Origin of the sequence: Microbacterium insulae (assembly GCF_042677065.1) — a bacterium.
In the GTDB taxonomy this organism is placed as follows: Bacteria; Actinomycetota; Actinomycetes; order Actinomycetales; family Microbacteriaceae; genus Microbacterium; species Microbacterium insulae.
Map to the genome: position 1 here is coordinate 751,349 of NZ_JBHTII010000001.1, position 13,778 is coordinate 765,126.

Genomic DNA, 13,778 nt, shown 5'->3' on the forward strand with positions numbered 1-13,778 from the left:
TAAAGCGTGTAGCTTTCTGTCTGAACTAGACAGAAGCGAGGCGCGACGATGCTCCCAGTCCTGCTCGACGACGCGCTCGCCGCGACGTCGGACGGATTCGCCCTGAGGATCAGCCTGCCGTGGATCCGCTCTCTGCCTCTGGCGAGCGTCATCGGTCTCGCCGTCGAGGTGGACGGCGAGGCGGTCGACGTCCAGGTCCGCATGGACGGCCGCCGCGTCGATCCGGTGGCCCTCTCGTCCACGTCGGAATGGTGGTTCGTCCAAGACCGGCTCACGCTGGACGGAGGACGGATGCTGCGCCCCGGCATCCACGACGTCGCGGTGTCCTTCGCACTCGTCGTGCCGTATCTCCCGGCCGGTCCGGCGGGTCCGCTGACGCTGCCGTTCCGCGCCGACGCGGCGCTGGAAGTCCGTCCGCCCGGTGCCGCGACGTCGGCGCCCGGCGCCAGGGGCGCGACCCCCGCCGCGAGCGTGGCCGAGCCCACGTCGGCCAGCACGTGGGCGCTGTCGGCGAGCGCATTCAACTGGACGCCTGAGATCATCCGAGCCGAGCGGGAGGCCCTCGACGTCGTCGCCGGGATCGTCGAGGCGGGCATCGCCCCGACGATCGAGATAGAGCCCGGCCAGCTCTGGCGGTCGTTCCCGGAGCCGACCCACGACGAGGTCCTCGCGCTCCGCGAGCGACTCCGCCGCGCCGGTGGAGCCGTGACGATCGTGGGCGGCAGCATCGACGACTGGGACTCTCGGGAGCGCCGCCGCAGCGACGAGGAGCGGTGGGAGTTCCTCGTTCCGCAGCTCCGGGCAGCCGCCGCGCTGGGCGCTCGGGGCGTGCGTGTGCCCTTCGGGCAGGCGGGCCCCGGTCTCCTGCGCCTCCTCCAGCCGACACTCGCCGACCTCGACATCGTGCTGTACGAGGAGATCCAGGGCCAGCAGACCCTCGACGCACCCGCGAACGCCGCGAACCTCGAATTGCTGACGGCACTGGCCGATCCGCGAATCCGGGTGCTGATCGACATCAGCATGCTCATGCCGTCACTACCACCGAGCTATCTCGACGCTCTCCGTGACGCCGGAGTGACCGGCGAGCTCGTCGATCGGCTGACGGACGACTGGCGTTCACCCGAGACCCATGCCGCTGTGCTCGGCGCTCTCCAGAATGGGGAGGTTCCGCCGGCCGCGCACACGCTCTTCATGAATCTCCTCGTGCGGTTCGGGCGGTCGACGGTCGAGGACATCGCTCCCCTCCTGCCGCTCACGGAAGGCGTGCACCTGAAATTCTGGGATCTCGACGACACCGGCGCACGGGTCTCCGGCCCGATCTCCGACATCGGCGCCGCCCTTCGCCGCACCGGCTTCACGGGCACCCTCACGAGCGAGTGGGGCGGGCACGAATGGCTCGACGACGACCCCGCGACCATGACTCGCGCCCACCTCGCGCTCGCGCGCACGGCACTGGGCGACTTCGCATCCGCGCCGACCACGAACCGAACGGACCACGCATGACCGACGTCTTGAACGCGCTGATCCTCTCGGGTCACATGACCCGAGAGCACGACAACGAGCACCGCAGCTTCCGCCAGCACAACCAGTGGATCACCTCGCTCCTCGAAGACACGGGACGCTTCCGCGTCCGGGTCGTCGAGGATCCGCGTGGGCTGGGCGCCGAGATCATCGACAAGTACGACGTGCTGATCGTCGTCTTCGAGGGCCGTGACGGCTACTTCGACCGGGCCGTCGGCTTCGGCGACGAGACGGACGCCGCGATCCTGCGCTTCGTGCACGACGAGGGCAAGGGCATCGTGTGGTTCCACGGGTCGGCCGCCCAGGAGGACTCGTGGGGCTACCCCGAGGAGTACAACGTCATGCGCGGGGCGAAGCTGAGCGCGTACGAGACCGGGCTGCGGCCTCGCCCGTGGGGCGAGGCGGTCCTTTCGACAGCCGAGCCGCGGCATCCGATCACCGAGGGCATCAACGCGACCTGGACCGTCACCGGCGACGACATCCTCACCGGCGTCGACCTCTACGAGGGCGCCCAGGTGCTCCTGACGACGTTCGACGATCTCGAGGCCTACGAGAACGCGCCCGTCTGGCCGATGTCGCACTACCCGGTCGTCATCCCCGACGGCGGTATCGCCGAGCTCAACGGCATGAACACGCACCAGCCCATCGCGTGGATCAACGAGTACGGAGCCGGCCGGTCCTTCACGATCACGATCGGCCACGATATCGACACGTTCCGGCGCATCGAGTTCATCCGGATGTTCCCGCGGGGCGTTGAGTGGGCCGCGACCGGTTCGGTCTCACTCACAGGCCCCGACCGCCGTGGCGAGCGCCGATTCCTGCCCTGGCCGTACTACAACCACGAGGGCTGAGACCACTCCGGTGGCGGGTCGTGTCGCGTCACGGCGAGAGAAGCGACACCACCTGCCACCGGAACGCGCGGGGTCAGCGCGGCTGCAGGCCTGCTGCCCGGTACACGTCGTCGATGACGCGCATCGTACCGACGCCGAGCGCGGCATCCAGTTCGCTCGGCGTGCCGTCGCGGAGCGCCGCGGTGACGTGCTCGAGCTGCCGTGCGTAGCTGTTCTCGCCCTCGATGGCCGTCTCCTCGAGCAGCACCTCGTCGCCGGCGGTCACCGTCAGCGCGGCCCCCCACTGCGGCACGATCACGCTCGTCGCGACAAGCGACGCCGCCGACCCCTCGACCCGCAGCGACATGCTGCCCCGGTCATCGCCGACGAACGACGAGCGGATGCCGAGGGGGATTCCCCCGGGCAGCTCGAGCGCGGCATCGGTCTGCAGATCGACCCGCGGATCGTCCTCCGAGAGGATTGCCTCCGCCGAGCGCACGACGGGCTCACCCCAGGCCGCGCGCACGAGGTCGACGGCGTAGCAGCCCACGTCCATGAACGAACCGCCGCCGAGGTCGGCATCCAGGCGGATGTTGCCCGGCTTCACGACGAAGTGGGGGATGCTGTAGTCGAACTCCACGCGGCGGACCTCGCCCAGCATCCCCGAGCGGAGCACCTCGACAAGCCTTCGCGTGAAGCCGTGCAGCCGGTAGTGGAAGCCCACGAACGCGCGTTTCCCGGTCGCCTCGGACGTCTCGGCGACGAGCGCCGCGGTGATCGCATTGGCCGTGAGGGGCTTCTCGCAGAGGACATGCTTGCCGGCCTGCAGCGTCTTCACCGCCCACTCCGCCTGCAGCGTGGACGGGAGTGGGATGTAGACGAGGTCGACGTCGGGGTTCGCGATCACGGCGGCGTAATCGCCCGCGTCGGGGACGCCGAGACGGTCGGCGGCCTCGCGGGCGCGCTCGGGATCGCGCGCGCCGATCGCGACGACGCGCACCCCGTGGAGCGCACGCGCCGGCTCGACGATCGCGCGTTCGGCGATGTTCGCGGCGCCGAGGACGCCGACTCCGATCTCGTGCGCCACAGCTCTACTTCGTGGAGAAGGCGGCGTCGAAGGCGGCGTCGGGTGGGGTGATGGCGTTGAGTTTGCGGACGAAGGCGAGGGCTTCGGGGGCGCCGGTCAGGCGGTCCATGCCGGCGTCCTCCCACTCCACACTGGTGGGGCCGGTGTAGCCGATCGCGTTGAGCGCGCGGAACAGCGGCTCCCACGGCACCTGCCCGTGCCCGGTGGACACGAACGTCCACCCCCGGCGCGGGTTGGCCCACGGCAGGTGCGAGCCGAGCACCCCGTTGCGGCCGTCGAGGTTGGTGACCGATTCCTTCACGTGCACGTGGAAGATGTGATCGGCGAAGTCCAGCACGAACGCCACCGGGTCCAGCTGCTGCCACATGAAATGCGACGGATCGAAGTTCAACCCGAAACTCTCACGGTGCCCGATCGCCTCCAAGGTCGCCTTCGCCGTCCAGTAGTCGTACGCGATCTCACTGGGGTGCACCTCCAACCCGAACCGCACCCCCACCTCTTCGAACACGTCCAGGATCGGGTGCCACCGGTCCGCGAAGTCCCGGTACCCGGCCGCGATCCACTCGTCACTGGCGGGCGGGAACATCGCCACCGCCTTCCAGATCGACGACCCGGTGAACCCGTTCACCTGCGACACCCCGAGCCTCGCGGCCATCCGGGCGGTGTCCTTCATGTCCTCCGCCGCCCGCTGCCGCACCCCCTCCGGGTCCCCATCACCCCACACCCGGTCCGAGAGAATGTCGCGATGCCGCTGATCGATCGGGTCATCGCACACCGCCTGCCCGGTCAGATGATTCGAGATCGCCCACACCCGCAGCCCGTTGCGCTCCAGGATGCCCAGCCGGGACTGCACATACTCCTCGTCATCCCACCGGGACACGTCGAGGTGGTCACCCCAGCACGCGATCTCCAGGCCGTCATACCCCCACTCACCCGCCAGCCGCGCCACCTCCTCGAACGGCAGATCAGCCCACTGCCCCGTGAACAACGTGACCGGACGCGACATCGCATACTCCTTCGAATCGACTTCTCAAACGGGCGCGGAAACGTCCGCGGCGACGCGGACCCAGGCGGATTCGTTCTCGCTCGACCGCTCGACCGCGGCGAGCACCCGCTGCACCGACAGGCCCTCCGCGAACGACGGGTGCGGGTCGGTGCCCTCCGCGATCACGGTGACCAGATCGACGACCTGATGGGTGAAGCCGTGCTCGTAACCGAGCATGTGACCGGCCGGCCACCACGCGGCGACGTACGGGTGCTCGGCTTCGGTGACGAGGATGGTGCGGAAGCCCTGCCGGTCGGTCGGATCGGTGCGATCATAGAACTGCAGGCTGTTGAGGTCCTCCAGGTCGAAGGCGAGTGCGCCCCTGTCTCCGGACACCTCGATCGTGAGCCCGTTCTTGCGACCGGTCGCGAAGCGGGATGCCTCGAACGAGACGAGCGCACCGTCGTCGAGCCGCCCCGTGAAGATCGCGACGTCGTCGACGGTGACCTCGCCGAAACCGTCGGCGGCGGTGCCCGACAGCCCCGATCCCGATCCCTGCAGCGGCCGCGTCTTCACGATGGTGTCCAACGTGCCCGCGACGGCGGTGACGGCCTGACCGGTCACGAACTGCGTCATATCGATGATGTGGGCGCCGATGTCGCCCAGCGCACCCGAGCCGGCGTGCTCCTTCTGCAACCGCCACGCCAACGGCATCTCGGGGTCGACCAGCCAGTCCTGCCGGTACGCCGCCCGCACCTGCGCGACCTGCCCCACGACTCCCTGGGCGATGAGATCGCGCATGAACGTCACCGCCGGCACCCGCCGATACGTGAACCCGACCATCGACCGCACCCCGCGGGCCGCGGCACGGGACGCGGCATCCGCCATCGCCTCGGCTTCCGCGACCGTGTTCGCCAGCGGCTTCTCGCAGAGCACGTGCTTGCCCGCCTCGAGCGCCGCGATCGCGATCTCGGCATGCGAGTCTCCGGGTGTGACGATGTCGACGAGGTCGATGTCGTCCCGCCCGATCACCTCGCGCCAATCGGTCGCCGACTCCCGCCAGCCCCACCGGGCCGCGGCATCCGCCACCGCCTCGGCATTGCGCCCGACGATCACCGACATCTCGACGTCGTCAGGCAGGGCGAACATGCGGGGCGCCTGGCGCCAGCCCACCGAATGGGCGGCTCCCATGAAGCCGTACCCGATCATGGCGACCCGCAGAGTCATGCGAGTACGACCTCACGCTCCACGGGGACGCGGTTTGTCACGTACCGGCCGGGGCCGCCGTCCTGGCCAGGCATGATCTGCATGTAGAGCAGCCGCATCGTCAGCACGACCTCGACGGTGAGCTTCTCGCCCGGTTCGACGTCGCGACCGAGGTCGATCACGACGTCGGGCCGGTCGGCGACGAACCACAGCGTCTCGGACTGCTCGGGCAGCTCCTCGATGCGGTAGCTGCGGCCCTCCAGCACGAAGCGCAGCGACTCCTTCGGGACGGGGACGCCGTTGACGGATGCCGCGACGTCGTCGACCGCCGACAGCCAGAGGCTGCGGTACCAGGGGAGCTGGACCGAGACGGCGATGCCGCCGTCTGTGCGACGGACGTCCTTCTCGGAGAAGAGGGAATTGTGAGTGGCCATGACGTCTCCTAGGCGAACGTGTCGGTGAAGGTGTCGTGCGGCACCGGCGGCGCCGGCTCGAGCTTCTGCACGGACTGCGGGCTGTAGGGGTGGTTCGTCGACGGCACGGGCTCGTCGGCGGGCGGCATGAAGACGGGCTTGCCGTCGTCGCCGAAGTACATGAGGTCGAGGTCGAACGCGCCCTGGTTCTTCAAGCCGAAGCTGACCCAGTTCTCCTCGAACGGCGCGCGGGCCAGTTCGTAGCAGCGGAACTTCCAGAACTTCCACTCGCCGTCCTGCTTGAGGAAGTCGATGGCGTACTTGCACCACACCCAGTGCGCCCAGACCTTCTTGCCGAGCACCTCCTCGGGCGAGTACATGTCGGGGAACGCCTCGGCCACCTTCGGGTCGGTGAGGCCCGACTCGGTGCCCGCCATCAGCCACACGCCCTTGGCGGTCCTGCCGTCCGCTGCCACCTCGATGACCGGCGTGGTCGTCGCGTGAAGGATGAGCTTGCCCTCGGGGGTCGGACGCCCGCGGTGGTATCGCGTCACGCTCTCCCACGTCGTGTACTGCCCGGCGTTGGTGTAGCGGGCGCGGATGCCCTCGGTGCCCTCCTTCACCCACAGCGGGATGATCTGCTCGTCCTGGAACGCGTTGTGCAGATACATGTACCGGTTGAAGAGGTTCTCGACCTGCCCGCGGTCCTCGGCGCGCTGGGCGAGGCGGCGGGCGTCGGCGACCTGCTCCCGCAGGCTCTCGAGCTCGGCGCGCAGTTCGGCGACGGATGCCTCGGTGAGGGTGTCAGACATTCGCGGTCTCCTTGGACTGCTCGGCGACGGTGTCTTCGATGGCTTTGCGCATGAGTGCGTGCTGCTTCTTCACGAGGTCGATGGGGTCGGCCTCGCCGAGGTCGGAGAACGCGTGCCCCTCCCATTCGCTCGAGAGGTATCCCGTGTACCCGCCCGTCACGAACTGTTTCACGATGCGCGGGATGTCCATGGCGGGCTCTTCCCCGTCGGGACCGATGTCGTAGAACTTGGCGTGCACGTGGAAGATCTGCGGCATGATGTCGAGCCACTCCTCCGGCGGCACCAGGCCGTGCATGTTGAATGCCAGTCGCGTGAAGGGGCCGAACGTCAGCGGGTCGACGCCTTCGCTCGTGAGGTAGTCCTCGAACTTCTGGTTTCGGACGTACATGGGCGTCGGCTCGTGCCAGATCTCGTCCATGACGGGGAAGTGCTTCTCATCCATGCCCATCTGGCTCAGGGTGCGCAGCAGCGTCGGCGAGAGGCTGTGCATCGTCGACGAGAAGTCGGCCGTGAAGCCGAGCCGCTCGGACTGCAGCTCGTCGTACATCTCGCGCATCTGCACCACGGCGGGATCGTTCGGCCCGGACGGCGCATGGATCTCGTAGCCCAGCTTCTGGTCGTACTTCTCCGCCAGCGGGAGGAGGCTGCGCAGCAGCTCCTTGCCGTGCGAGCGGATCACGACCCGCTTGAAGCCGAGGGTGTGCGCGGTCTTCAGCTGCCGGGCGAGGAAGTCGTGCTCCTCATCCGGCGTCATGTCGCGGTCCTTGCGCCGCCCCATGTCGAGGTTCGTGCCGACCGCGCTCGCTTCGAGTCCGTACTTCTCGAGCGAGTCGAACCACAGCTTCACGAACTCGTCGTCGACGTCGGGGTAGGTGCGCAGCAGCTGCGCGATGTTGAACTCGACACCGGGGCCGATGCCTTCGTCGTGCACCGCGCGGATCAGCGTCTCGGGCGTGTACAGACCGGCGGCGAACTCGCTGGTCAACGAGTAGAGGGTGGTGCCGAGCTTGATGCCCGTCCCGGCGATTCCTTCGGCGCTCATGCGCTGGCTCCTGTCGTGGTCGGAAGATGTGCGGCCAGCGCAGCGCGGGCCTGCGAGGCATTCGTGATCATGCGCGAACCCGCGTCCTCGGCCGCCGAACGCTGCACCGCCTGCTCGGCGCGGATGATGTCGAACGGCGACTGCCAGTAGTTCCAGTGCCATCCCTCGTACTCGCTGGAGATCGCTCCCGAGTACCCGTTCTCGACCAGGAGGCGGACGAGGTCGCGCACGGGGACCGACGGCTCTTCGCCGTCTTCGTCGATGCCGAAGAACTTGCCGTGGACGTGCTTGATCCAGGGGAAGATCTCGAGCCAGTCGTCAACGCGGGCCGGTCCGAACAGGCCGGTGCCGTTGATCCCGAAGTCGATGCCGAGATCGGGGCGGCCACTCTGCGCGGCCAGACCGATGAATCGTCCGAACCGCTGGCCGTGCTCGGCCTGGTCGGCCGGAGGACCCTGCTCGTAGAACTCGTCCCACAGCGCGACGACCGCGGCGAGGAGCTCCTCCGACGCGCCGCGTCGGCGGTAGGCCTCGATGAGCGAGGGGGCGAAGCCCGACACGGTCGCGCCCCAGTCCATCGTGAAGCCGAGGAAGGGTGAACCGACCTTCTCGTAGCGGTCCCGGAGTGCGAGGATGCGGGGGTGCGACGCGTACTGGTCGGCGTGCACCTCGAGGGCGAGCGTCACGCCGTGCTCCTCGGCGATCGGCGCGAGCGCCTCCATCGAGTCGGGGGTGATCGAGATCTGTACGCGGGCGATCGGGAAGCCGAGCTTCGCCGCCGCCTTGATCTGCAGAGTCATGTACTCGATGAGCTCGTCCTGCGTGAGCAGGCGGTCGCGGTGGATGCCGACATCGGCGTTTACCGCGAGAGAGGTCGTGACGAGCCCGGTCTCGGCGACGAGGTCGCGGAACCAGCCCGCGTAGGCGTCGTCGATCTGCGGGAAGCCGCGGAAGCTCGAGAAGCCGATGATCTCGAGTCCGGGGCCGTAACCGTCGGCGGCGACCTTGCGGATCAGGCCCTCGAGGTCGTACTCGCGTCCGTGGAAGGCGCGCGTGAAGCTGTAGAGCGTGACGCCCTGGATGGGCGAGCCGAGCGTGGTCATGCCGCCACCGCCTTTCGTGCGGTCATGGTCTTGGCGTCGCGCTCCTCGATGTGGAGCACCTCGTCGGCGCCGATGACGATGTACGGGATGTAGAGGACGAGGCCCACCTCGACCTTGTGCTCGGCGCTGTGGTCGAGAGCCAGCTCGCCCGAGAGGACGGCGGAGTCGGTGGGGAACCACCACTCCTCGGTGTTCGGGACCAGCTCGGCGAAAGTGAATTTGCGGCCGTTCATCTCCCAGCGCAGCGAGTCGGCCGGAGCGGCGACGCCGTCGATGGTGAGGGTGGCGCCGGCGATGCACGAGGCGGGAAGCGCACGGTACCAGGGCAGGCGCACCTCGACCGAGGCGCGGCCGCCGTCGATCGTGAGCGTGCCCTGCTCGATGATGCGATCGGGGATCACGAGTCCTCCTTGACTTTGTTCGTGTTTCTACACTCTAATGTCTGAATCAGACATAAGCAAGCTCTCGGGCGATCCGTCGAGCGCCACGCACGGCGAGCGCGACCGAGGTCAGCGTCGGGTTACAGGCCGTGGCGGTCGGGATGACGCCGTTGCCGGCGACGAAGAGACCGCGCACCCCCCACACCTCGCTGTCGGGCCCGCACACCGACCGGCCGTCGTCGGCCGGTCCCATCCGGGTCGTCCCCTGGTAGTGCAGGGAGGCGCCGAACGGCATCGTGAACGGACGGTCGCCGATCGGCTCGCCCACGGCGTGCGCGAGCTCGACGATCCGCTCCCGCGCCTGATCGAGCACGGCATGGTCGCGCCCGGTCAGCCGGTAATGGATGCGCAGGGCGGGCATTCCGTACCAGTCGCGTTCGGTCTCGCTGAACTCGACGCGGTCGTCCCACTGCAAGTCCTTGGCCGTGAAGAGGCCCAGGCCCACGATCGAGCCCGGGACGACCGGATCGTCGTCGGCGAGCGGCACGGGCGAGGCATCCAGCTGCATGATCTGGCCGTGGAACGGCTGGTCGTCGGTGAACGGGACCCAGCTCACGCCGCTCTGTTCGCTGATCGCGCCGTCGACGACGCGGTGCTCGTCGAGCGACTCGCCCTCCGCGGCCACGACGGGCGCGGCATCCCGGATCCGAGCCGCGAAGACCACCTGCGACTGATCGTTCAGCGTGCGCCCGAGGGCCGGAGGACGGATGCCGGAGGCGAAGAGCACCTGCGGAGTGCGCAGCGCGTCGGCGGCGACGACGACGAACCGCGCACGCACCTCGTGCATCTCGCCGGTGCGGCGGTCGCGGACTTCCACACCGACCGCGCGGCCGTCGTCCGCGAGCACCCGCGTGACGAGCGACTCGTCGTGGAGCGAGAAGTTCGCGTTCTGACGGGTGACGTCGCCCATGACGACATCGGACGACGACCACACCAGCGCTCCGTCCTCGCGGCGGTGCACCGCGAGCGGCATCCGCTGGACGCGCGTGGCGGGCTCGCGCCCGTCGTCGACGGCGGCGGCGAGGCGCTCGCGCACGAGGGCCGTGAACGGCGCGCCGTCGAAGGCGTCGGTCGTGACCCCGAGGAGCCGATCTCCCTCGGACAGCAGCACGTCGAAGTCGGGCAGGAAGTCGATCCGCTCGCTGCCGCCGGGCCGCGGGCACGCCGCCGTCCAGTGCGCGCCCATCCCGCCGACGTTGCTCGAGAAGGCCACCACCGGCAGCCCGTCCTCACCGTCGAAGCGGAACCCGTCCTCGAGGAGGTAGGTCCCCGGCCGCGCCATGCGCGTGCCGGCCTTCACGGCTCCCGGATCCTTCACCGTCGCCGCGCCCGCACCCGGCCCCTCCGAGGCGCGCTGCGCCGCCGCTCGAGCCTCAGGGTCCGTGATGTTCTTGACGTGGGCACCGGGCGGGTCCGAGACGGTCGGACCGACCTCGAACATCGCGACGACGGCAGCCGGCGCCTCCTCGCTCAGGATGCGCGCGTACGCGGCTCCCGTCGGACCGCTTCCGACGATCGCGACGTCGACCTGATCGGGGTATCTGCTCACGCCTCGGCCGCCCGTTCGCGGATCAGGACCACGGATGCCGCGGACTCCTGCGTCGGGTAGTACTCGAGGCCGATGGGCCCGTCGTACCCCGAGGACCGCAGGACGCCGAGCCGCTCGGTCCAGTCGAGCGAACCGCTGCCCGGCTCGCCACGGCCCGGGGCGTCTGCGAGCTGCACGTAGGCGATGAGGTCACCGGCGTTCTCGAGCTCCGCCGCCATGTCCTCGCCCTCCACCGCCGAGTGGTAGATGTCGTAGAGCACGCCGAAGAAGGGCGAGTCCACGCCGCGGGCGACGTAGACGGCCTCCGCCGTGCGATCCAGCAGCGAGCCTGGGTGGTCCACGCGCACATTGACCGGCTCGAGGGCGAGCGTGATCCCCGACCCGTCGATCTGCGCGATCGCCTTCTGGTAGATCTCGATGAGCTTGTCCAGCTGCACCTGGCGCTTCCAGCCGCCGAACCCGGTGCCGCTTCCCACGACGATCCGCGGGCAGCCGAGGTCCTGCGCGATGGCGACGCCCTCGTCCAGCTTGCGGAAGAACTCCGAGTGGTCCCACGGCGGGATCATGAACTGCGTACGCGGCTCCGACAGCTGAGCGGTGAGCTGCGTCCCGGTCTCCTCGAGCGCGGCCTTCAGGGCCGGCAGGTCTTTCGGCTGCGCCGGGGCATCCACCCCCGTCGGTCCCCACATCTCCACGGCGTCGAAACCCGCCGCGGCGGCGGCGCGCACGCGGTCGTGGTAGTCCCCGGCTTCGGTGAAGAGGAGTTCGATGTTGGGTGCGAGCTGGTACATGGCGTCTCCGGTCGGTGTGTCGAATGGGTGGGCGACGTGCGGCGCGGGTGACCCCGCTTCCGCTCGACGATCCGGCCGCCCCCGAATCGATGCCCGGCGTCAGCCCTTCAGGCCGCCGCCGAAGCCTTGGATGAACTTTTTCTGCGCGAACATGTAGAAGAGCAGGATCGGGATCATCGAGATGATCACGACGGCGAAGATCTTGTTCCACGCCGACACCAGTCCTCCGACGAACGTGTACATCGCCACGGGCAGTGTCTGGGTGGTCGACCCCCCGAGGAAGATGAGGGAGTTGAAGAAGTCGTTCCAGACGATCAGGCCCGCGAGGATCGCGACGGTGCCGGTCGCCGGAGCCATGAGCGGCAGCACGACGCGGAAGAAGGCCTGGGTCGGCGTGGCGCCGTCGATGACCGCGGCCTCCTCGTACTCGGTGGTGAGCCCGCGGAAGAAGCTCGCGTAGAGGAAGACCGACAGTGGCAGCAGGATGCCGATCCACAGCAGGATCATGCCGATCGCGCTGCCGGTGAGGCCCACCGATCGCGCGCCGATGTAGAGGGGCACGGTGCCCAGCTGCGCAGGAAGGATGATGGCGATCAGGACGAGGTAGAACGTGATGTTGGTCCAGGTGCGCGTCCGCCGGGTGATCACGTAGGCGGCGACTGAGCCGAAGAGGATGAGCCCGGCGATCGCCCCGGCGGTGATGATGACGCTGTTGAAGATGCCCATCGGGATGCTGTTGCGCCCGCCGGTGGTGAGGACGTCGACGAACGCGGTGAAGTTCAGCGACGACGGCGGCGTCATCGCGCTGGTGGTGAGGGTCTCCTCGTCGGTCTTGAACGCCGTGGCGAAGAGGAAGTAGAACGGCAGGAGCCCGAGCAGGGTGACGATCCAGATCGCGACCTCGCGGACCGCGGTGAGCTTGGTGTAGCGGAACATGTCAGGCGGCCCTTCCGACGGCGTCGCGGTCGCGGGTGGCGTACTGCTGGAGGATGGCGAAGACGAGGATGATGAGGGTCAGGACCAGCGCCAGCGCCGAGCCGAAGCCGAACTGCCCGAGCGAGAACGCCTGCTTGTAGACCTGTGTGGCGAGGGTCTCGGTGGCTCCGGCCGGGCCCCCGCCGGTGAGCGCGAAGATCTGATCGAAGATGCGCAGGCCCTGGATGATGCCGAGGGTGGTTGCGATCGCGATCGACGGACGGATGGCGGGCACGGTGACGTGCCAGAACCGCTGCCAGATGTTCGCGCCGTCGAGTGCCGCGGCCTCCTCGATCTCGACCGGCACCGACGCGAGGCCGGCGAGGTAGATGACCATCACGAACCCGGTCTGCTGCCAGACCACGGTGAGGAGGATCGCCCAGATCGACCAGTTCGGGTCGGCCAGCCAGATCTTCTGCCACGACTCCAGGCCGATGGCGCCGAGGAAGCCGTTGAGCGGTCCGTTGAACTGGAAGATGAACTTCCAGATGTACGCGACCGCGAGCGGGCTCAGCACCACGGGGAGGAAGAGGAGGGTGCGCAGGACGTAGCGCGTCTTGAGGGTGCGGTTGATCGCGAGGGCGAACCCGAGCCCCAGGATGTTCGTCAGAACGACCGAACCGAAGGCCAGGAAGAGCGTGTTCACGACCGAGCCGAACAGCAACGGGTCCTGGAAGATGCGCACGAAGTTGTCGAGGCCGATGAACTCCCAGTCGCCCAGCCCCGTCCAGTTGGTGAAGGCGAAGAACCCGCCGGTCAGGTTGGCGACGTAGTGGACGGCGATCACGAGGATGATGGCGGGAAGCGCCCACCACCAGTGTCCGTAGCTGATCAGCGGCCTGCGGCCGCGGGGGCGAGGGGTGCGCCGTGCCTCTGGAGGCACCGTGAGGGTGCGAGTGGCATCGCGCTCGATCGTCACTGTCATCTCTCCCTGACCTCGTCGTCACTCGCCGTCACCGGCGCTGATGCCACTTTCACACACTTGCGTCGAAAGCACACATTAGTTTTAGCGATATCGGATATA

General features: G+C 68.6%; 14 protein-coding genes. 2 read left to right on the forward strand and 12 right to left on the reverse strand.

Annotated elements, in window-relative coordinates:
- Nucleotides 1-48: 48 nt before the first annotated feature.
- Nucleotides 49-1,503: a hypothetical protein gene (locus tag ACFQ0P_RS03635; RefSeq protein ID WP_378771361.1), complete on the forward strand. Its 1,455-nt coding sequence runs from the start codon at nt 49-51 to the stop codon at nt 1,501-1,503.
- Nucleotides 1,500-2,372 (forward strand): ThuA domain-containing protein, encoded by an 873-nt coding sequence (locus tag ACFQ0P_RS03640; RefSeq protein ID WP_204980496.1) that lies wholly within the window; start codon nt 1,500-1,502, stop codon nt 2,370-2,372. The genes ACFQ0P_RS03635 and ACFQ0P_RS03640 overlap by 4 nt, the downstream gene beginning before the upstream one ends.
- Before the next feature lie 73 nt (nt 2,373-2,445).
- Here the strand turns inward: ACFQ0P_RS03640 and ACFQ0P_RS03645 are convergent, their stop codons facing one another.
- From ACFQ0P_RS03645 to ACFQ0P_RS03700, 12 genes are all read right to left on the reverse strand, one after another.
- The gene (locus tag ACFQ0P_RS03645) at nt 2,446-3,438 is read right to left on the reverse strand and encodes a Gfo/Idh/MocA family protein (protein WP_204980498.1); all 993 of its coding nucleotides are present in this window, start codon (nt 3,436-3,438) and stop codon (nt 2,446-2,448) included.
- 4 nt (nt 3,439-3,442) lie between these two features.
- Nucleotides 3,443-4,444, reverse strand: coding sequence for a sugar phosphate isomerase/epimerase family protein (locus tag ACFQ0P_RS03650; protein ID WP_204980500.1), 1,002 nt, complete (start codon nt 4,442-4,444; stop codon nt 3,443-3,445).
- Nucleotides 4,445-4,468: 24 nt separating this feature from the next.
- Nucleotides 4,469-5,650: a Gfo/Idh/MocA family protein gene (locus ACFQ0P_RS03655; RefSeq protein ID WP_204980502.1), complete on the reverse strand. Its 1,182-nt coding sequence runs from the start codon at nt 5,648-5,650 to the stop codon at nt 4,469-4,471.
- Entirely contained in the window at nt 5,647-6,063 is a 417-nt protein-coding gene (locus tag ACFQ0P_RS03660) for a C-glycoside deglycosidase beta subunit domain-containing protein (RefSeq protein ID WP_204980504.1), read from the reverse strand. The genes ACFQ0P_RS03655 and ACFQ0P_RS03660 overlap by 4 nt, the downstream gene beginning before the upstream one ends.
- An 8-nt stretch (nt 6,064-6,071) precedes the next feature.
- Complete coding sequence (locus ACFQ0P_RS03665) at nt 6,072-6,854, reverse strand: nuclear transport factor 2 family protein (protein WP_204980506.1); 783 nt, start codon at nt 6,852-6,854, stop codon at nt 6,072-6,074.
- Complete coding sequence (locus ACFQ0P_RS03670) at nt 6,847-7,896, reverse strand: sugar phosphate isomerase/epimerase family protein (RefSeq protein ID WP_204980508.1); 1,050 nt, start codon at nt 7,894-7,896, stop codon at nt 6,847-6,849. The genes ACFQ0P_RS03665 and ACFQ0P_RS03670 overlap by 8 nt, the downstream gene beginning before the upstream one ends.
- The gene (locus ACFQ0P_RS03675) at nt 7,893-8,999 is read right to left on the reverse strand and encodes a sugar phosphate isomerase/epimerase family protein (RefSeq protein WP_204980510.1); all 1,107 of its coding nucleotides are present in this window, start codon (nt 8,997-8,999) and stop codon (nt 7,893-7,895) included. Before ACFQ0P_RS03675 ends, ACFQ0P_RS03670 begins: the two co-directional genes overlap by 4 nt.
- Nucleotides 8,996-9,400, reverse strand: coding sequence for a C-glycoside deglycosidase beta subunit domain-containing protein (locus ACFQ0P_RS03680; RefSeq protein WP_204980512.1), 405 nt, complete (start codon nt 9,398-9,400; stop codon nt 8,996-8,998). The genes ACFQ0P_RS03675 and ACFQ0P_RS03680 overlap by 4 nt, the downstream gene beginning before the upstream one ends.
- A 46-nt stretch (nt 9,401-9,446) precedes the next feature.
- The gene (locus tag ACFQ0P_RS03685) at nt 9,447-10,988 is read right to left on the reverse strand and encodes a GMC oxidoreductase (RefSeq protein WP_204980514.1); all 1,542 of its coding nucleotides are present in this window, start codon (nt 10,986-10,988) and stop codon (nt 9,447-9,449) included.
- A complete protein-coding gene (locus ACFQ0P_RS03690) occupies nt 10,985-11,779 on the reverse strand; it encodes a TIM barrel protein (RefSeq protein WP_204980516.1) in 795 nt (264 codons plus the stop codon). Before ACFQ0P_RS03690 ends, ACFQ0P_RS03685 begins: the two co-directional genes overlap by 4 nt.
- A gap of 99 nt (nt 11,780-11,878) precedes the next feature.
- A complete protein-coding gene (locus ACFQ0P_RS03695; RefSeq protein ID WP_204980518.1) occupies nt 11,879-12,715 on the reverse strand; it encodes a carbohydrate ABC transporter permease in 837 nt (278 codons plus the stop codon).
- Nucleotide 12,716: 1 nt separating this feature from the next.
- Nucleotides 12,717-13,679 (reverse strand): carbohydrate ABC transporter permease, encoded by a 963-nt coding sequence (locus ACFQ0P_RS03700; protein ID WP_204980520.1) that lies wholly within the window; start codon nt 13,677-13,679, stop codon nt 12,717-12,719.
- Between the last annotated feature and the right edge of the window lie 99 nt (nt 13,680-13,778).

Coding starts and splice junctions, on each gene's coding strand:
- ACFQ0P_RS03675 (WP_204980510.1), bottom strand. CDS start 8,999: ATGACCACGCTCGGCTCGCCCATCCAGGGCGTCACGCTCTACAGCTTC.
- ACFQ0P_RS03635 (WP_378771361.1), top strand. CDS start 49: ATGCTCCCAGTCCTGCTCGACGACGCGCTCGCCGCGACGTCGGACGGA.
- ACFQ0P_RS03650 (WP_204980500.1), bottom strand. CDS start 4,444: ATGTCGCGTCCGGTCACGTTGTTCACGGGGCAGTGGGCTGATCTGCCG.
- ACFQ0P_RS03695 (WP_204980518.1), bottom strand. CDS start 12,715: ATGTTCCGCTACACCAAGCTCACCGCGGTCCGCGAGGTCGCGATCTGG.
- ACFQ0P_RS03640 (WP_204980496.1), top strand. CDS start 1,500: ATGACCGACGTCTTGAACGCGCTGATCCTCTCGGGTCACATGACCCGA.
- ACFQ0P_RS03700 (WP_204980520.1), bottom strand. CDS start 13,679: ATGACAGTGACGATCGAGCGCGATGCCACTCGCACCCTCACGGTGCCT.
- ACFQ0P_RS03660 (WP_204980504.1), bottom strand. CDS start 6,063: ATGGCCACTCACAATTCCCTCTTCTCCGAGAAGGACGTCCGTCGCACA.
- ACFQ0P_RS03690 (WP_204980516.1), bottom strand. CDS start 11,779: ATGTACCAGCTCGCACCCAACATCGAACTCCTCTTCACCGAAGCCGGG.
- ACFQ0P_RS03665 (WP_204980506.1), bottom strand. CDS start 6,854: ATGTCTGACACCCTCACCGAGGCATCCGTCGCCGAACTGCGCGCCGAG.
- ACFQ0P_RS03655 (WP_204980502.1), bottom strand. CDS start 5,650: ATGACTCTGCGGGTCGCCATGATCGGGTACGGCTTCATGGGAGCCGCC.
- ACFQ0P_RS03670 (WP_204980508.1), bottom strand. CDS start 7,896: ATGAGCGCCGAAGGAATCGCCGGGACGGGCATCAAGCTCGGCACCACC.